11 protein-coding genes are annotated in these 20358 nt (G+C 38.6%); 5 read left to right on the forward strand and 6 right to left on the reverse strand.

What is annotated here, in order from left to right; genetic code table 11:
* Window positions 1–78 precede the first annotated feature (78 nt).
* The 3 genes from FS608_RS12760 to FS608_RS30225 all read left to right on the forward strand — a co-directional run bounded on the left by FS608_RS12760 (window position 79) and on the right by FS608_RS30225 (window position 4901).
* Window positions 79–4422, forward strand: a complete 4344-nt coding sequence (locus FS608_RS12760; RefSeq protein ID WP_144550519.1) for an MSCRAMM family protein — start codon at window positions 79–81, stop codon at window positions 4420–4422.
* Between the two features lie 56 nt (window positions 4423–4478).
* Complete coding sequence (locus FS608_RS30220; protein WP_186328704.1) at window positions 4479–4631, forward strand: EexN family lipoprotein; 153 nt, start codon at window positions 4479–4481, stop codon at window positions 4629–4631.
* A 99-nt stretch (window positions 4632–4730) separates the two neighbouring features.
* On the forward strand, window positions 4731–4901 hold the full coding sequence (locus FS608_RS30225; protein ID WP_186328705.1) for a hypothetical protein: 171 nt from the start codon (window positions 4731–4733) through the stop codon (window positions 4899–4901).
* Window positions 4902–4956: 55 nt separating this feature from the next.
* On the opposite strand, the gene FS608_RS12765 is transcribed toward FS608_RS30225, so the two are convergent.
* From FS608_RS12765 to FS608_RS12790, 6 genes are all read right to left on the reverse strand, one after another.
* A complete protein-coding gene (locus tag FS608_RS12765; RefSeq protein WP_144550521.1) occupies window positions 4957–6282 on the reverse strand; it encodes an O-antigen ligase family protein in 1326 nt (441 codons plus the stop codon).
* Between the two features lie 27 nt (window positions 6283–6309).
* Entirely contained in the window at window positions 6310–7779 is a 1470-nt protein-coding gene (locus FS608_RS12770; protein ID WP_144550523.1) for a lipopolysaccharide biosynthesis protein, read from the reverse strand.
* Window positions 7780–7800: 21 nt separating this feature from the next.
* Window positions 7801–8919 carry a glycosyltransferase family 4 protein gene (locus FS608_RS12775; protein WP_144550525.1) on the reverse strand — a complete coding sequence of 373 codons (1119 nt, stop codon included), beginning with the start codon at window positions 8917–8919 and terminating at the stop codon, window positions 7801–7803.
* On the reverse strand, window positions 8920–10050 hold the full coding sequence (locus FS608_RS12780) for a glycosyltransferase family 4 protein (RefSeq protein WP_144550527.1): 1131 nt from the start codon (window positions 10048–10050) through the stop codon (window positions 8920–8922).
* Window positions 10051–10054: 4 nt separating this feature from the next.
* The gene (locus FS608_RS12785) at window positions 10055–10684 is read right to left on the reverse strand and encodes a sugar transferase (RefSeq protein WP_144550529.1); all 630 of its coding nucleotides are present in this window, start codon (window positions 10682–10684) and stop codon (window positions 10055–10057) included.
* 240 nt (window positions 10685–10924) lie between these two features.
* Entirely contained in the window at window positions 10925–12133 is a 1209-nt protein-coding gene (locus FS608_RS12790) for a HupE/UreJ family protein (protein WP_260871665.1), read from the reverse strand.
* Between the two features lie 274 nt (window positions 12134–12407).
* On the opposite strand from FS608_RS12790, the gene FS608_RS12795 reads away from it, so the two are divergent.
* Together FS608_RS12795 and FS608_RS12800 are read left to right on the forward strand one after the other, a co-directional pair.
* Window positions 12408–18767, forward strand: coding sequence for a lamin tail domain-containing protein (locus tag FS608_RS12795; protein WP_144550531.1), 6360 nt, complete (start codon window positions 12408–12410; stop codon window positions 18765–18767).
* Between the two features lie 391 nt (window positions 18768–19158).
* Complete coding sequence (locus FS608_RS12800) at window positions 19159–20346, forward strand: glycosyltransferase family 4 protein (protein WP_144550533.1); 1188 nt, start codon at window positions 19159–19161, stop codon at window positions 20344–20346.
* Window positions 20347–20358 lie beyond the last annotated feature (12 nt).

The following is a 20358-nucleotide window of genomic DNA, read 5'->3' on the forward strand; positions in this document are numbered from 1 at the left end:
AATCTGGGGAGTTGTGCCCAGTACAAAATCACATGTCGGTGATTAAAGAGAAATAGAGAATAGGAGGGATTGTTTATTTTGTTTCGAAAAAACAAGATTTGGAGAAAAGTAGTATCAATTTTGTTAACCGTATTACTTGTTGCTAGCGGACTCATTCAGCCTGTGTTCGCCGAAGAGACAAGTAAGACACCAGCCAAAACAGAGAGTACCATTCAGACGGATAACAAAGTAGAAGACAAAGTAATGACAAGCGAGACCACGGCTGAAACAGAGGATACCGTAAAGAAAGATAATAAAGTAGAAGATACCAATTCCCCGCCACCGAAAGAAGAAATTATTGAAAAAGCTTCCAAAGGAGACGAAAGCAGGATTGAAGGAACGCTGACACAGGCAGGCACCCCGCTTCCCAACATCACCTTTAGTATAAAGTCAAAAGCTAACGGTTCTTGGTATGATACCACCACAGAAAAAGATGGAAAATATCGATTCGATTTACCTGTCGGAGAATATCTACTATCTGGAATTTGGCTGGATTCTGAAAAGAAGTGGTATGCCCTTGACAAGGAAATGTCTGTTTCGAAGGACCATGCAACCATTGATATCGATCTTCCAGGAAAAGTTGAGGTCAATGCATCTGGAGTATTAACAAAAGATGGACAGCCATTGCCAAAAGTCACATTTAGTATACATACCACGGGGAAGCCGGAGCAATGGTATGACACCACCACCAATTCAGACGGTCATTTTGGTTTTATCTTAAGCGATGGAGATTACAAACTTGAAGGCATATGGGTCACTGCGGATGAAAAATGGTATAAGCTTGATAAAACCTTCAAGGTAGACAATGGAAAACTTGAGGGCTTAGAAAATTTAAATATTGATTTAAAAACTGAACAACCACCTGCACTAAATAAAGTTTCCGGGACCTTGACCCAGGCAGGAAAGCCACTCCCAGATATTCTCTTCAGTCTCCATACAAAAGGGGCAGAAGAGGAAGAATGGTACAGCGCAACATCCGATCAAGATGGTTATTTTGAGTTAAAACTGCCGAAGGGTGATTATGAAATCGATGGAATCTGGGTACCGGCTGCATCGAAGTGGCATCAATTGAATCAGGTATTCACAGTCGATGACGCCATGGACCTTAAGATTGATTTACCATCAACCCCGGCACCATCGGAAATCAAAGGGAATGTGACCAAAGGAGGAACCCCACTCAAGAATGTTTCCTTTAGTGTGCATTCGATGGGTACTGACCCTGTTTGGTATGACACCAAAACAGATGATGATGGACATTTTACATTAAAGGGTTTACCGGATGGAGACTTTCAATTAGACGGGATTTGGTCGACTGAAGATTCTAAATGGTACCTTTTACAATTAAAATTCACTGTGGAAGATGGTCGGTTATCAGGTGCAGAAGCTTTGTCGATTGATATTTCTACTCAGCTCAAGAGTGTAAAAGGACATGTGACAAAAGGTGAAGCGCCTGTTTCGAATATCTGGGTAAGTGCCCATACAACAGGTGGGAATGTTACATGGTTCGATGCAAAGACAGATCAGACAGGAGCATTTGATTTGACCTTGCCGGATGGTGATTATCTAATTGAAGGGATTTGGATTGAGTCTGAGGCGAAATGGTATCCACACAATGTGGAATTTACTGTTCTAGATGGTGGACTGAAAGGGCAATCCGAGTTACTCATCAATTTAGAGAAAGAGTCGCCTGGCAATCTAGCTGGAACGGTCTTTGATGGTTCTAAAGCCGCCGCCAACGCAGCCCTTTACTTGGAAAATGCAGAGACGAGTGAATTTTTCGGAGTCAATGCAGATGAAAATGGACAATTTTCCCTCGAATTGAAAGACGGGAACTATTATGTTGTCTCGGTCACAACTAATGATATTTATTATCTTTATAAACAATTCACAGTGGAAAATGGGAAGCTTCTGATTGACAAGGTAGAAGCCAAATCATTGGATGTCAACATTCCGCCTGCTTCCTTGGTTATGGAGGTTCATGTGAATGGCCAGCGGATCGTGACTGATGGTGTAAAGGTAATAAATGATGAACATGGTTATGGTTATTGGGAATACGCTGATCAGGAAACAGGCAGAATCACATACCGATTGCCGGACGGGACGTTTACTGTCGAAGGTTACTATGGTGAGGATGGTTTCTTCCATTATATTAACCAGTCAATTACAGTCGAGGATGGAACAACCAATCCAAGTCCATACATTATCAATATTGAAGATGGAGCAGAAAATTTTCTAACCGGTTCAGTTCGCAATGAGTCGGGTGTCATTCCGAACACAGAATTCTATATCATCGAAAAGAATTATGAGTGGCATTACCAGGTGCAAGCAGATGCCGAGGGTAAATATTCTATCAATGTTCCAGATGGGGACTATTTTATTTCTGACGTTAATTCTGGCGGCAGCTTGTATGGATTGGTTGATATTGCCTTTGAAGTAAAAGGCGGGAAAGTAAATAATCAAAATCAGTTTGATATTGTTGTATCTGCAAAAACATTAAAGGGTCGGCTGGTTAATGACGGTGTACCGATTGTTGGCGAGTTTTACTTCAAACGTGATATGAATGGAGCAGCCACTGAATACAGTTGGTCAACGGATTCGCAAGGTTCCTTCTCGCTCCGAGTACCTGACGGAAACTATACCATTACTACGGCGTATGGAAATGATGATTGGTATGAGGTCAATCGGACGATTGAAGTTGCTAATGGCACGACCAATCCGAATCCATTCATCATTGATACAGCAAAAGGAAATGTGACAGGTTCCGTTAACGATGATGGGGGATCAGTTGCTGAAGCTGAATTTTTTATAGATAAAGTTGATTCGTCCAGTTATTATTGGGTTGTTTCCGATAGTCATGGGAAATTTTCAGTGAACATCCCAGATGGTGATTATTTTATTCACCAAGTATGGGGTGGAAATCTTCCTTCCAACCAATATGCAAATGAATTCTTCTCTGTAGTCAAAGGAAAAGTGATTCGAGAGGGTGCACCGGTCAATGAGTTATCGTTAAAACTTCCGGGTGAAACGTTAAAAGCTAAATTGGTCAATCATATCACTCCGGTTGCAGGGGAAGTATTTGTATCACAGAAAATCAATGAAGTCACCTTCGATTATTATGCTGTTTTGGATTCAAATGGTGAATTCAGTCTTAGGGTTCCGGATGGGACGTATTCGGTCTACCGTTTATTCACCACAGACGATATTCTTGACTTGAATGTAGATGTTGAAGTCAAAAATGGCACGACGGTACCAAGCCCATATGTGATTGATATTAGTAACGGGGATCCAATTTTACAAGGTGTGGTTCAAGATGCGGATGGAGTTATCAGCGCAGGTATGATAACCATTGAACGCTATACGGAATCCGGTTATGATGGCTGGTATAATACTGAATTCACGAATGGAGAATTTAGTATGGACCTGCCGGACGGCACCTATAAAGTCGTCGAGATAGAGGAAAATAACGGAATTGTTACACTGCTAAACCAAGACTTTTCGATTGAAGGTTCACGCCTTGTGGTTGATGGTGCGGCAGCGTCAAAATTAACGATTAAGGTTCCTGCGATTACGTTGAAGGGTACTTTATGGGATGGCGATACGCAAGTCCAATCAGCAGAGCTTTTTGTGATAAAAAATAATGACGATGGTTCCATTTATGCTTACACGAACGAACAGGGTGTATTCTCCGCACGTTTGCCGAACGGATCCTATACAGTAGAAGAGGCTTTTTTAGCAAATAATGAAAGGATTAGGCTAAATCAGGACTTTGATATTATTGCGGGAAAGCTGACCATTAACGGAGAGGAAACAAGCAGCTTAGAGGTTCATCTGCCTAAGGTCAATGTGACAGGGACACTATCGGATGGACAAAATGTGCTTGCCGACCACCATTTAACTGTATTTGATTCAGATGGGTATTACTTTAGTACGGAAACGGCAGGGGACGGAAGTTTCCAACTCCGTTTACCAGATGGGGATTACAAGGTTCATGAAGCTAAATACTTTAGTGAGATGAACGATTATGTAAACTATCCATTGCAGACTGCCTTTTCGATTGCAGACGGAGAACTACAAGTAAAAGGAACCCCTGCAGAAGAATTAACAATTACGCTTCCAGCTGTTACACTGAATGCGCAAATTGTTGATGGAGGGAAACCTGTTGCCCATGCTTCTTTGAGGTTTATCAGAGAGTTGGATGGACAGTTCAGCTATTTTTATCCAATGACCGATGAAGATGGTTCTATGTCCTATCGTTTGCCAGATGGCACATACACCCTTGAAAATATTACATTATCCACTGGTGACTCCATAGATTTAACTAAAGAGATGAACGTCAAAAATGGCACAACTAATCCGAATCCATTGATTATTGATATTCATTAATTGTGAAAAGCAAGAAGGGGATTATGATCCCCTCTTGTTTATTAGGAGGACCTGAATTGAAACTATCTGGAAAAATAATCTTTGTTCTATTCCTATCAATATCTCTAATAGGATTAACTGGTTGCAGCGAGAAGGAAAAGACTGTTGCCAGTGTAGAAAAAAAGTCCTCGCAAACAGATTCGGCTAAAGAGGAAAAAAAGACAGCGTAAAGTGAGGAAAAATCAGTTGTCAATGCGTCTAGTACAAATGTCTCTGATCAAAAAACTCCAACAGACCCGAAGAAGCAAGAGGCAGAAGTTCAGAAGTTTGTGTTAAAAAGTACAAAAATAGTAAAGGTCTTTAATATTAGCAAAAGAATCAATGAGGAACAGCCAAATTTAGGGCCATTCTTTGTGGTTCGGGGAATCGATGACAGAGGGCAGAAAACGGAGCTTTGGATTAAAGATATGAAAATCTTTGAAATGGTGAACACGAAGTAGGATATTAAGTTGGCCTAACTTTAAAAAGAGGTAAATGACAGAATGCAACTTCTCGTCATTTACCTCTTTTTTCTGTATTTTTCGCCGCCTGGTTTATGATAATGGTACATAATCCAAGGTAGAACCAGAGGTATCTCCAATGTAGGGTATCTAAAAAGATGCTGTTGATAATCATGCCTATAAACACTGATAAAAATAAATAAACAGGCAAATTCCAAACTTCCTTTTTGCGATAATGAATAAGCAGAATGAAAATATAAAGAATTATCCCGAGAAAGGCTATGAACGCAATCCACCCATTTTCAGCTATGATTCGAACAAATAAATTATGTGTAGCATAGCCAAAGTAATATTCAAATTGACCTGGACCAATACCAAATAAGTGAGTAGACCCGACGATGATCCCTTGACGCTGATAATAAAACCGGTCTGAATCATAAGTTTGTAGTATTTCATTAGAACCTGAAAATCGAATCGATATATAGTGCATGATTGAATCACCTGCAGCGATCATAAAAACGACTGCTACAATTATCATTGGCAACAATAACATGGCATTTTGTCCGTACTTTTTCTTATAAAATATTGAATAAAAGAAGTAAATTAGTAGAACAATTGCTAAATTCAGCAGAGCGGCCCTCGACATAGATGCCAGTAACGTCAGAATCACAGTTCCCGCTAGGAAACAAAAGGCAAAATACTTGATTGAAAAGTAATGATAAGAAAAAGCCTTTTCAATAAGAATGGCGATTGCTAAGATTAGAAAGGGGGAGAAATCATTCGGATCTATAAAAAAACCTTGTGCACGAACCCCTTGAAACCATGTTCCAAGGTCACCTATGAAGCCTGCTTTCTGGAAAATTACCGCCAAGCAAGAAGTAAGGACAGTGGTTATATACCCCCATATGATTGAACTAAATTCCTTTTTCGTTTGTATCGTAAGGGTCAGAAAATAAAAAATGGTTATCATAAAAAAGGTATGAATAAAGTAACTGAAAGCTAAGTGTACATCTTTACTACTTAGAACAGAAAGCAAGGAAACAACAATAAAGAGAAGTAATGAATAATTTAAGAAACGTATTTCTTTTGCTACTCTAAGTTTCTGTTTTTTCCATATAAAAAAAATTCCTGCAACAATAACAAAAAGTAGATCAAATAGTTTTATGGATGTATTCATGATCCCGAAACTACAAAAAAGTAAAAATAGAGACAATGCCCCTCCGTTTACAAAACTATAATAGATGAAAATAGGTAGGCAGATGAGACCAAGAAGTAGTACCCCTTCTTGAATATTTAAAGGATACATGAAAAGGGAGAGCAGAACCCCGATACAGGAGCTAAACAATGTTGTAAAGAATAAATACATGCTCCGTTTGCCCATTTATTTCCTCCTCCCCCGTATTCATGTCTAAGAAGTTATTTGCTTTAACGTATTTTTCCAAAAGATTAACACCAATCCAAAATAAATAAGAAAAAAAGGTAAACCCATGATCATACTAATGAGTGGTGAAACATTATCTAGCAGTTTCATTTTAATTATTAATAACGGAATTGCAAGAAGTATAGCACCAAGAGAGACCTTAATTAATGTACTCCAAGGAATTTTCCATTTAATAAACTTTAAGGAAAAATAATAAAGTAATCCACAATAAATGATAAATCCAATCGATGTGGAGATCGCTGCCCCAATAAATCCCCATAGAGGGATAAAATAAAGATTTAACACGAAATTTACAACTGCCGCTATGACAACAAAATAAAACATTTCTTTGGTTCTTTTAGAAATTTGATAAGTAAGCTGTCCGTATAGACCCAAATTCCATGCAAAGAAACCAAAGATAAGAATTGGAATAATAATTGCTCCCTTTGTAAACTGTCCACCTAGCAAGAGTTGACCTACTTCACGGCTATAGATTGAAAAATATACACCAAAAGGAATCGAAATAATGATAAATAGACGAGTAAAACCAGCAATTCTCCGTTCAATCTGTCCCTTATGGAATTGTTCTTGAATTTCATTCATGATCATTGGCTGGATAGCAAAGAACAATGGATTACAAATTAAAGCGATCGCTTGAACAGCAATGGTAAAATTGGCCGAGTAAATTCCTACTTCATTTGCGGTGCGAAAGTATTCAATCATAAAACGGTCTGTAAGGTTCATGATTGTTGTGCCTATATACCATCCAATTAATGGAAATCCATACTTCCAAAAATTCATTGTAAACTCAATAAATGATTGTCTAGAATTTTTCATTTGAATAAACATTTTTTGTGTTTCTACATAACGGAGCATTGGTATTGTTACTAAGAACTGTGCAAAAAAGGCACCCCAAATAAAGGAAATAGGTTTGAACGAGATACCCAGGACAAGGACCATAATAAAAACTAACTTTAAAATCGATTGTAGTACATTTAAATTACGGAAAGGCTTGGATAGTAAATCAGCTTGATATACCCCTCCTAAAACCATAAAGTAAATGGAACTTATGATTAGTAGGACAGATGACCAATAGTAAGATTGATAGTGTATTAAAATTGAAGGTAAGAAAATATATAGAATACTTACCACCAGTAGAAAACCTAATGAAATGTAGAGCAGGAGGTGGTTAAGGTGGTGATTAAACTCTGTAATCGTCTTATTTTTACTATATTCTGGCCGGAACCGCTGTACTGATAATAGTATCCATTGTGCAAGAAAAGAGGAAAGAATTATGGTAGTATTTACAACGATAGTATAATCTCCATATTCTTTGGGTGAAAAAAAACGAGTAAAGACCATCAATAAGACAATATTAATCAGAGCAGGTGCCAGGAAAACGGGAATATAGATAATGGTATCCCGGCTAATCCGGCTATTTTTTATGATAGAAGACATACAGACTACTTCCCCTTAATGCTAGCTTTTATAAATCTCTATTGTTTCTAAACACATATGTTCCACCGTTACCATGTCAGCAAGGTTTAAAAAGTACCTGCCTAATTCCGTGCGAAGACTATCGTCTGTAAGAATGGACACCAGCTGTTGATACATAGCGTTATCATCATTTATTGGGACAAGAATATCCTTGTCGCCCTTTGGGTCCACTACTTCTTTTACACCGCCAACATCGGTGCTGACCACAGGCAGACCACGCCCACAGGCCTCGAGTAATACGTAAGGAAGCCCTTCTTTATGGGAAGTAATCACCATTGCATGCATCTGATCCATCCAATCATGAATAGAGGTCTGCATCCCCTTTAACTGGATGATGGACTGTAAGTTTCGTTTGTTTATCTCATTTTGATAATAATTAAACAAGGGACCATCACCAAGTATCCAGAACTCAACCTGGTCATTATTATGTTCCCTAAAGAGTGATGCTACACGCAACAGCATATCAATATTTTTTTCAGATGAAAAGCGGCCGACAAAGCCAACCACCTTTTTATCCGTTTTACGGAGTCTTTGCTGCTTATTCTCCCACTCAGTTAATGAGAGGATTGTGCTTTCAGGGATGCCATTATGGATGACAGTCATTTTTCCAGCATGAATCCCGTGGGCCTTTCCTTGTTGAAAATCATAGTTAGAAACCGTGATAATGTTGGTAGACATCCAGCCGAAAATCTTCTCGAGTAAAAGGTAAAAGTGCTTTTTTTTCGTTGATAGGGTGGGGTCAGTGAAAACAAAGCCGTGTGCGGTATAGATGTTTTTCTTCACCCGATTGAGATAACCAGCAAATCTAGCGATAATTCCAGCCTTAGAACTATGAGAGTGAACCACATCATAGTTTCCTTTTTTAATGAAATGAAAAACCCTCCATAACGCTTGAAGATCCTTCGAAAATTGAATCGTCCTCGGAATAGGGATGATGGTTGTTCCTATGTTTAGCCTAGCTAACTCCTGTTTGAGAGGACCATCCTCACCTAAAACAACATGGACATCATGACCATGCTTGGAAAACCATTCAGAAAGATATAGTAGATGGTTTTGAGCTCCGCCAATATCTGCGCCTGTAATAACATAGAGGATTTTCATTTATGAAACGGTGTGGATCACACCTGCAACTCCTTTTATAAATGATTCTTTCGTAAAATATTCTTCATACCTTTTTCGGGCCTCCTGACCCATACGTAGACATATAGACGGATTGTCTATGAGGACCTTTAGTCGTTCAACCAGTTCCTCCACACTATCGGGATTAATGATAAACCCTGTTTTTCCATCCACGATTACCTCTGGTACCCCGCCGACATTGGTTGAAATCGTTGGCAGACCTAAGGCCATTGCTTCAATGATCGAAAGCGGCATGCCTTCTGTGTCTGAGGGCAAAATAAACACATCGGAAGCGAGTAGAGGTTCCCACGGATTTTCTAACCATCCTAAAAAAGAAACCTCGTTTGAAATCTGATAGTGCTTCACAAGTCCATGTAAGTTATCTTTATATTCATCGTTATGCCATGGGGGTTTCTCTCCAATGATGTTTAACTGAACTTTAAGCCCTTGTTTCATCAGTTCTGCACAAGCTTTTATGGCGAGGTCCTGTCTTTTTCCTTCTATCAAGGTACCGACCATACTAACAGTAAAAATCGGATTAGTTTTCTTTCGGTTATGATTTACCAGTTTAACCCCATTGTGCACGACGATGAACTTTCCCTTCTGTTTAGGAAAAATCGCTCCATACTTATCTGATAAGGCATGGGAAACGACAATAATTTTATCCGCTGCAGTTACTGCCACTTTTCCTAAAAGATTATTCAGTTGTTCTTCTCCATGGATATGCCAAATGACCTTTCGTCCTAGCAGTCTTGCTAACCAGCCAATAATTAACTGGGAACGGAATTGACTTGTATAGACAAGGTCAATCCGATGACGAAGGATAAAGGAAAGAACATTAAAAAGGTGGGGGAGTATATTCACTAATTGAGAAAATAAAAAAAGAAATCCAGTTTTGACTTGTCCTTTTCGAACCTTATTTACGGCTTGATTAATAGGAAGCAGTGTAACTGTTTTTCCTTGGGCTTTTACTCTACTGTTCATGGGTCCGTCTGTTGAAGTCAAAAAGAAGGTTTCCATTGACTCCTGTTCAAGGGCAACGAGAAGCTCGAGTTCGCATTTTTGAGCTCCTCCCCATTCAGGCCGGCTTTCATAAAAAAGTATCCGTTTCACTTATTTATCGCCATCCTTTTGCGAACAAAATAACTGGGATTGATTTCATAATAATCTTTAAATCTAGCGATATTGAAAAATTGCTAATATAGAATAAATCTAGAGCTAATTTCTCTTTATGATCGAGGTCATAGCCGCCGTTAATTTGCGCCCATCCGGTAATCCCTGGCTTCACTAGAAGTCGGTTACGAAAATCCGGAAGATCTTTTTCAAAGTCTTCAATGAAGATTAATCGTTCAGGGCGTGGGCCTATCAGCGACATTTCACCGCGCAGAATATTAATAAATTGAGGGATTTCATCAATGCGGTATTTCCGTAAGTAACGTCCTACTCTAGTAATCCTAGAATCATTTTCGTTTGCCCACTGGGGACCATTCTTCTCTGCGTCACTTCGCATCGTCCGGAACTTTATAATGAAAAAGGGTTTTCCGTTAACCCCAATTCGCTCTTGTTGATAAAAGACAGGTCCTGGTGAGTCAATTTTCAGGAGTACTGCAACAACAACAAAAATTGGGGAAAGAATAAATAAGGCACCAAGACTAAAAATAGAATCTAATATTTGCTTGAAAATATAATAAACTGGTTTGGTTTTATTGTTTTCTATCACTAAGATTGGATCAATTGCAGGCTTCATCTCACTCACCCTTATAATTAATAGTTAAAGGCATATTTTTTGACAATTATATTTTTTTATAAATTATATTACAAAAGAACTAGCTTATCTATATACAAATGTAACCGGTTATAAATTTTGCAGGCAAAAATGCATGCTGACAAGTCGTTTAACGTATGTAGGTAATTAGTTCCAATAGGGAAAAGGGATTGTCCACCCACCATTTACAAGTTGGGCTAAGACAATCCCTTCGTATCTTTACTATAGAAAGAGCCGTTCCACGAGCCAAATTGCCCCTAAAGCCACAATTGCATATGAACCATAGGTGACGATTTTTTTTGAGTTTCTTAGTTTGAACATAAATGATAAAATTGGCAGCAACAGTAGGACAAGTAAAAGCTGCACCGTTTCGATCCCGAGATTGAAATTAAGCAATGCGACGGCGAGATGACTTTTGGGAATCGACATTTCGCGAAGTATACTGGCGAAACCAAGTCCATGAATTAAACCGAACAAGAAGGTGATACTCCAACGGCGGCGGATTTCTTTTCTGAAAATATTTTCTGCGGCGACATAACAAATACTAAAAGCAATCGTTGCCTCGACAAATCGAGAGGGCAGTGTCACCCAGCCTAATACGGCCATGCTAAGGGTAATACTGTGTGCAATCGTGAAAGAGGTGACTATGGCTGCATATTGCTTAAAGGTTTGCTTCCGCAATAACAAGGCAAATAGAAATAATAAATGGTCATAACCAGTTATAATGTGCAAGGTTCCCAGTTTGAAAAAAGAAAACCAGGAAGAGGTTGATGACTTCCCCACTGGATTTGCTGCCTCAGGTTGTTTCTCAACAGGTTCTTGCTGGATCGTCGGACCTTGTCCCTGTTCTTGCTGGACCTCAGTTAAAAGAATCGTCCAAGTCCGTTCCTGCCCTTGTAGTACAGCTTCACTAGATTGGTCCATATAAGATGCAGAAATTAAATCAACATAATTCGTTCCTGTATCTTTAAAATAAAAGCCATCATTATAAACGATCGTGTCTCCAGCCGAAAAGGCCGAAAAGGTCATGGTTGTGGAAAGAAACTCTTTATTTTCCTTTTTAACCAGCTTCATTGTCCCCACTGTAGGAGTTACTTCTTTGTTGTTCCTGTCCAATGTCAAACCTTCAGTAATTAATTCCTCAATATGATGTCTATTTTTTTCTATTTCAGATTTTTCAAGTACCCAGTTTTTATTTAGGTCAATATCGGGTAATAGTTCTATAAGGGATAAAGTATCAAGAGTAAAGACCAATTCAGTTTTCTTTTCAGCCATCGTTATTTTTGTATAACTAGCACTATATGCATGGGCATTGGCGAGTTTCGGGAAACAAATTAGGGTAATAAGAAGGATGGATAAAAAACTACAGAAATAACGGTTTCTATCAAAAAAACTCATATTTCGTCGAATTTTGTATGAAAATGAAAGCACAATGAACCTCCTGGATATTATTTTAAAATAATTAGCGGAATTTACCAAAATTGTTAATAAGGGCAAAACCTCCTTAATATAATCACATTTTATCCCTATTTGTATACAGTATTGAAAATTATTTTGGCTATTTAGAAATAATTGTATAAATATTTCTGTATCAAAAGTACTGAAAATTTTGTAGAATTGTAGAGTGATATAATACCTTGGTGTGAAAGCAATGTAAGCGTTTTTTACTAGGGTAAATGAAATTACTACAAAGGGTGGTAGATGGATGAAAGATAGACATAGGAAGTTTAAGCGCTGGACAAGCACGTCTATGGCAGCACTTCTCTTGGTCAGTACCTTTTTGCCAAGTGGTCTAATTACTAGGGCACATGCAGATATGGCTGATCATATCGTTATCTCCCAGGTTTTTGGTGGCGGGGGTAATGGTTCAGGTAGTACAGCAGCTCCATATAATAAAGATTTTATTGAGCTTTATAATCCGACTGATCAACCAGTTGATCTAACAGGATGGTCTGTTCAATATGCCTCATCAGGGGGAACGGGTTGGACACCAACTCCATTAGCTGGAATAATTCCAGCCCATGGGTATTACCTAATTTCGGAAGGTGGCGGTGCATCAGGGGTAAATCTTCCAACTCCTGAAGCTTCAGGTGCGATTGCCATGTCCGGTACTGCTGGTAAGGTTGCTTTATTTAAAGATAAAACCACAGCAGCTTCAGGTGCTAAACCAATTGAAGCAGTAGATTTCGTCGGTTTCGGAACTGCGACTGCTTTTGAAGGATCTGGCCCAACAAAAGCTCCATCCAATACTACAAGCGTCCAACGTCGTCCATATGCAAACACGGATCCAGCGCCTGGTAAAGGAAATGCTTGGGATACAGACGATAACGCAGCAGACTTTTATGTAGGACCAGTCGCTGCACCAAGAAACACAGCAAGCACTCCTGAAGCCCCAATGGTTCCAGTGATTAGTTTGCAGCCAAAAGGAAATACGATTCAATTTTTACAACAACAGGATAATGCAGTAACAGTTAAAGGTGGAGCCCTAGCTGCAGAACCTGGCTCAACTGTGAAGGTATATGAAACAGCAGCAAAGGGAACAGCCCTTGGCACAGCTACAGCAACAGCTGACGGTTCCTTTGAAATCAGCTTCACAGAAACTACAGCGCTTCCATCTGTTTATGTGTCAGCTAAACAAGGCGATATGGACGAAAGTGCGGCTATTCAAATTGATGTAGCCAAAGCATCATCAAATGTTGCTGTTGATAAATTAAACTACATGGTAACAAGTGGTACAGGTACATTAATCGGTAATGCAGCTGCAGCAATTAAGGATTCAATCATCAAGGTATATCCAAATGAATCAGCAAATGCATCTGAACTTCTGGCAACTGCAACAGCAGGGGCAACAGGAGATTTTAATATTAAAATTAACAACAATGCTCCTGATAAAGTGTATGTAACACAGCAAACAAGCACAACCAAAGGGATCATGCTTCCAAGTGCTCCTGTATCAATTGAGAAAGCAGTATTAACTACAATCACTCCACTTAACGAAGTGAAAGCAACGGACTCAAAAGGGATTTTAACGAACCTAAACGGGTTCTTCACAGTGGAAGGTGTAGTAACGATTCAAAACGGTATTCTTGGTACGCAGAAAAATAACTTCTATATCCAAGATGCAACTGGCGGTATCAATGTTTTTGGAAGTTTTGATTCGGGTCTTACCGTTCAGCGCGGTGACAAGTTACGCGTAACAGGTAAAGTCATTGTTTATAACGGTATGACTGAGTTTGAACCAACCGCGATTCAAAAACTTGAAGAAGGCCAGGCCCTTCCAACCGTTAAAGACATCACTATTCTTGATTTAAATACGTTTGCAACAGCTGAACCGCTTGAAGGAAGCTTAGTTTCAGTAACAGGTAAAGTTTCAGCAGTAGCAGCAACAGGTGCCAATTATAACGTAACCTTAGTGGATGAAAATACAAAAGCCACTACAATCCGTGTAATGGGTGCTACTGGCATCAAACCAGATACAGATTTAGTCATCGGTAAAAGCTATACGATTACAGGTATCGTTGGACAATACACAACGAATGCCACTCATGTAAATGGATATCAAGTATTCCCACGTGATGTGAAAGATATTGCTTCGATTTTAGGAATCTCACACACTGCATTAACAGAAGTGTATAAAGGTACAAATGTTGAATTCGTTGCCAATGCTGATGGTGCAGAAGCAGTAACTGTGTACTATCGTGCAAAGGGAGCAACTGATTATACTTCATTAGTAATGGGGAATGACAGCAATGGTCGTTACACAGCAACATTGGATACAGCGAATGTTCCAGTAAATGGCTTTGAGTACTATATCGAAGCAAAAGCTGGTACAAAGGTACAGTCCACTGGTACAAGTGCAGCACCGTATGCAGTCTCTTTAATTGAGGATACAACTGGTCCAGCATTCAGCGGAGAGACACCTCAAAAAGATGCAAAGGTAGAAACGCCCCATCCAGAAATTACAGCTTTAATTAATGACCCTAGTGGTGTCGATGAAGCATCCGTTCAACTTTGGTTAGATGGCAAAGAACTGAAGTCTCCAGAGGCTGCCATTACAAGAATGCAGGTAAAATATACACCAACAGAAGATCTTTCAATTGGTGTTCATACAGTTAAAGTATCTGCAGCTGACTTAAAAGGAAATACGAATACAAAAGAGTGGACATTTGAAATTGTTCCTCGTTTTGATGGCGGGAACCACTATCGTGGAACAACACACAACCACACCAACATCTCACATGATGGTGCAGGTACACCAGAAGATGCATTAAAAGCAGGTCAAAAATATAATTACGACTGGTTTGCCTTCTCAGATCACTCGCACGATATTGATCCTGAAAAATTAGGAACAGATACAGTCAATCGTAAAGCAAAAGATGGCACAACTGTCATGCAAGAACGTTCCGGTGGAACGCAGTGGCAAACAACGAAAGACCTTGCTACAAAATATACAAAGAATGGTGAATATGTTGTATTCCCAGCATTTGAAATGACTTCAACCACATGGGGTCACTCAAACATCTTTGGAACAGAGAATTTTATCGACCGTAACATTAACGGGAAGCAATACCAAGACTTAAGTCAGTATTATGCATGGGTATTAACGTATGACAATATCGTTGGTCAATTTAACCACCCTGATATGTCAGCCAATGCTTTTAATAACTTTAAACCATACAACAGCGATGTAGATAAATTATTTACGATGCTAGAAGTTGGTAACGGTTCTGGTCACTATGGCTACGCCAATGCCGAAGCAAAATATTTCTCAACTCTAGATTTAGGCTGGCACCTTGCTCCTACGTATGGTGAAGATAACCATGAAGGAACATGGGGGCAAATCAATGCCCGTACGGTAATCGTTGCAGACGATCTTTCTCAAGATTCCTTAATGAACTCCATGCGTAATATGCGCGTGTACATGGAAGAAGATCCGAACTTCACATTAGATGTATCTGCCAATGGCTATTATATGGGTTCAACTGTAGATAGTAAGAAACTAAGCTTTAATATTAAGGGAAGTGACTTAGTAGCGGAAACGAAAAATAGCACAGACTATGATTATCTTCCAGCATCTTATAAGTCAGATGATAGAATTGCTAAAGTTGAATTAATCTCAAACGGCAGTAAAGTAGTCGACTCTATTACACCAATGGAAAAAGACTTTACTTGGACACCAGAATATACAGTAACAGGCGGCCAACAATGGTTTGTTGTTAAAGTTACTCAAATGGATGGCGAACGTATTTATTCTTCACCAATCTGGTCTAAAGAAGAATCTGTCGATGTAAAAGTTAACAGCATTGATATTGACGGAGGAGTCATCGTTGGCGGCAACCCTGCTACATTAAAAGCAACAGTTGCGAACAATGGTACTGAAGTCGTGAAAAACCTAGAAGTAGATTTCTATTACGATGAAGTCAAAACTGAGAATCTTATTGGTACAAACAATATCACTTCGATTCTATCCAAGACTTCAGCAACAGCTACTGCTACATGGGCAAGCCCAATTAAAGGCGATCATAAGTTAATTGCCGTTGTAACTTCCTTAGATGGACTGAATCTTGGTGATGTTCAATTCTCATTACCAGTAAAGATTAAAGAGCCACTTGGAATTAAGGTGTTAATCGATGCTAACCATAACAACGAAAACACAAGTACAGATGGTGGAACGTATAAGGATAACTTAAAAGCCTTTACGCTAATGCTTCAAAAAGAAGGATACACAGTTGCTGAAAATAAAACAGCACTAACAGATGAAGTATTAAGCACTGTAAAAGTATTAGTCATTACACATGGAAAAGCTTTAACAACGGATGAACAAGCCGCCGTTGCAAAGTTTGTGAAAAATGGCGGTTCCTTATTAATGGCTGGTAAGAGCAATAACAGTACAGACCCTACCATTAATAACGGAGTACTAAGCGAAATTGGATCAGCTATCCGTATGGGTAATGATGGCGTATTTGATGATAGTAAGAGTGGAAATTTCTGGAGTGATCCAGCTGTCAGCCCGTATGCAGTCAGAGTACATCCAGGATTAGTACCCAACCATATAACTGACCGCGTATCGTTTGTCGATTATTACAGTGGAACAAGTTTATCTGGGGCGGATAATAAGGCATTAACCCAATCAGATAAAGTAACCATCCTTGCAAAAGGTAATGAAACAACGTACCAAGGAAAAGTTTTAGGCGGATACACCTATGATGCCGTTTCTGATGCAACAGGCGGTTCAGCCATTCCATTAATTGCCTCTGAAGAAATTGGCGAAAATGGACGAATCGTTGTTTCAGGGATGAACATCTTTAATGATAAGCAGATGGATGAATCTTATGAACCAAAGGGTAACGACGAATTAATTTTTAACTCAGTCAATTGGTTGGCACATCGTGAAATGAGAGTTCAAAATATCGCAGATGTACGTAAACTGGCTGATGATACAGATGTAGTGGTAGAAGGAACTGTTACAACTGGAGCAGGTGTGTTCTTTGATGCGTTCAACTTACAAGATGAGACTGGCGGCATCATGGCTTACCTTGAAGTTCCAGATGGTTCGTTAAAACCAGGTGACAAAGTACGTGTTTATGGCCACATAAAGAGATTTGATAATAATATTGAATTAGAGTTTACTAGCTTTGCAAAAGATGTTATTAAACTTGGATCAGGTGATCCTGTCCAACCGAAACTAGTACCAACTGGCGAAGCAACTTCTGCTGCCAACCAAGGGTTCCTAGTTAAAGTTAAAGGTCAAGTCGTATCAAAGTTTGATGAAAATTCTTATGTCATCAATGATGGTTCTGGTGATGTGTTAGTGTTCACGGATGGATACATTGTGAACCAAAGCAATGTTCAGGTACCAGTTCTTAAAACGGGTGATACCTTAGAAGCAGTTGGTTTATCTGGTGCTTTTGCACAAGGTACACGAATCCGTGTAAGAGATACAAGAGAGTTAGTTGGAACGGTAGCTAGTCCTGCAGGTCAAGGAAAACTAGTAATCGGTGAAAAGCCTGCAGCATCCCTAACATTCAGTCTTTATTCTAAAGGTGAACAAGTTTGGTATGATTTCACTACGGATGCTAATGGAGAGTTTACACATCATCTTCCAGATGGTGAATACAAAGTTGAAGGTATTTGGGCAGATCCAACGTGGTATCCACTTGGTAAAACGTATATGATTAAAGACGGCTTATTGAATGGCACAGACCCATTCATGATCGATGCTTTGGATTACGACGCCCCAGCACCTGAACAAGGAAATTGGAGCGTAACAGGGAAACTTGTGAATGGAAGTAATGCGTTAACAAACATTCCATTCAGTATCCATTCATCAGATGGAACCAAGTGGTATGATACGAAATCCGATAAAACTGGGAAATTTGTCTTTAATTTACCGGATGGCAGCTACCAAGTGGACGGAATCTGGGTAGATTCAGAAAGCAAGTGGTATGAGTTACATCAACAGTTCGTTGTAAAAGACGGAACGTTGGAGGGTTCTTCGGAATTACTCTTTGATGTGAAACAAACAGCCAGCAAAAATGTGACTGGAACACTTACCAATGGGACTAAAACGTTAAATGATACCATCTTCAGTGTTCATACGACGACTGGAGAAGAAAGATGGTATGACGCACAAACAGATGAAAATGGTAACTTCGGTATTAACCTTCCAAACGGTTCTTATAAAATAGAAGGTATTTGGTCCGCGATGGAAGGGAAATGGTATGTTTTAGAAAAAGAATTTACTGTTTCTGGCACATCCACACTAAATATTGATGTTGTTACTGATGGGCCAGCAGTGGAAGCACCAACTGTTTCTGGTACCCTAACAAAAGGGAACACGGCTTTATCGAATGTTATATTCAGTATTCACACCACGACTGGCGAAGAAAAATGGTACGATACGGTAACAGATGCAAATGGTAACTTTAGCTTTGCAGGCTTATCGAACGGAACATACAAGCTAGAAGGTATTTGGCTGAGTACAGAAGGAAAATGGTATAGCTTACAAAAGGAATTTACTGTTAATAACACTACTCAATTAAATATTGATGTATTAGCACAATAAGTTCTGTTGGTTAGGGTAGAAATCATTGGTTTCTACCCTTTTTTATTTATTTCCCTCGATACTTTGTCGAATTTTGTAAAATTATCATGTAATGTGTCGTATAATTTTCGACATTTTATTCAATTAATATGAGAAAATAGTAATGGCTGTCCTAGAATTGTAGTATAATTTTAAGTGCTTTATGTCTTTAGGATTACGAAATTAGTTGTATTTAACTAATTGGTAATTGATTGTAAAATGTGTATTTCATTTTAATCCGTAGGAATAACGAGTAAGATAATAAATAGGATTTACATTTACTTACAAATGTGTTAAAAAGTCATTTCAATCGAATGGAATTAACTTTCTTCCTATTAGAAATTAAGGATATTTAAAAGGTGGTAACTAGTTAGTGAAAAGGGTTTTAATCATTTCTCAACATTTTTATCCTGAAATAGGAAGTCATGCTAATCGGATTAAGAATTTATATATATTACTGAAGCGGGGGAATTTTGATGTAACGATCTTTACATCTGAACCTTCTTACCCAAATAAAAATATTTATCAGAATGGTGACTTTTGGGATGAAGAAACCCTTAATTGTGAAGACAATAACATACACAGGATAAGCATCAATAACCGAAAGTATTCCAACAGCATCATGAATCGCTTGCTGTATTATTTGGAAATAGCATTTAAATTAATCCTCCTAATTATTAAAGATAATAACAAGTATGATTATGTCTTTGCCACTTCCCCTCCTATATTCACAGGATTTGTTGGTCTGTTTGCTAAATATAAATATAAAACCAAATTCATTCTAGATATAAGGGATTTGTGGCCAGAGTCCTTAAAAGGAGTGGGAGTATTTAGTAATAGCTTCATCCTAAACTTTTTCGGCCAATTAGAAAAAGTTCTATACAAAAAGTCTGATAAAATTGTCATTAACAGTTTAGGTTTTCAGGATTATATTCAAAAGAAAGCCGGAATCACTGATTCGAAAATTGTATTCATACCAAATGGTTCCCTTAAAGAAGAACTAGCGCTAATTAATAAGGAACGAAATGGATCAAGGAAAATTATTTATGCGGGTAACCTTGGTCTGGCGCAAAACACGGAGTTAATTCATCAATTGGTTCCGCTATTTGAAGAGTATGGGATTCAACTAACGATTATTGGATATGGAGTTCATAAGAATGATTTAATCAACTCGGTTAAAAACCATAAAAATGTGACGATTATTAATCCGTTGACCAAGAAGGAATGCTTTAAAATTATTTCCGAACACGATTTAGGATTAGTCACGTTAAAGGATGAAGAAGTGTTTAAAACAGTGCTGCCTGGAAAAATTGTAGACTATATGACATGTGGTGTACCGATTGTCGGCATTGTGGATGGATACGCGAAAGAGTTGATTAATAATGAAGGAATAGGGATTGCTATCCATGAAGATGACCCGCAGGAAATCTTGTCTTCAATCATGATGTTATTAGACGATGAGTCAAGAAGAAAAAAAATGGTTATAAAGGAACAGCAGCTTATTCTTGAAAAATTCAATTGGGAAATTAACATAAAAAAGCTAGTTGAATATATGGAATAAATAATAAAACTA

The sequence above is a fragment of the Bacillus sp. X1(2014) genome (assembly GCF_007678255.1).

What these genes read in the sequence shown, in the direction of transcription:
- FS608_RS12765 (WP_144550521.1), bottom strand. Translation starts at nt 6,282, where the DNA reads ATGGGCAAACGGAGCATGTATTTATTCTTTACAACATTGTTTAGCTCC.
- FS608_RS12770 (WP_144550523.1), bottom strand. Translation starts at nt 7,779, where the DNA reads ATGTCTTCTATCATAAAAAATAGCCGGATTAGCCGGGATACCATTATC.
- FS608_RS12775 (WP_144550525.1), bottom strand. Translation starts at nt 8,919, where the DNA reads ATGAAAATCCTCTATGTTATTACAGGCGCAGATATTGGCGGAGCTCAA.
- FS608_RS12785 (WP_144550529.1), bottom strand. Translation starts at nt 10,684, where the DNA reads ATGAAGCCTGCAATTGATCCAATCTTAGTGATAGAAAACAATAAAACC.
- FS608_RS12795 (WP_144550531.1), top strand. Translation starts at nt 12,408, where the DNA reads ATGAAAGATAGACATAGGAAGTTTAAGCGCTGGACAAGCACGTCTATG.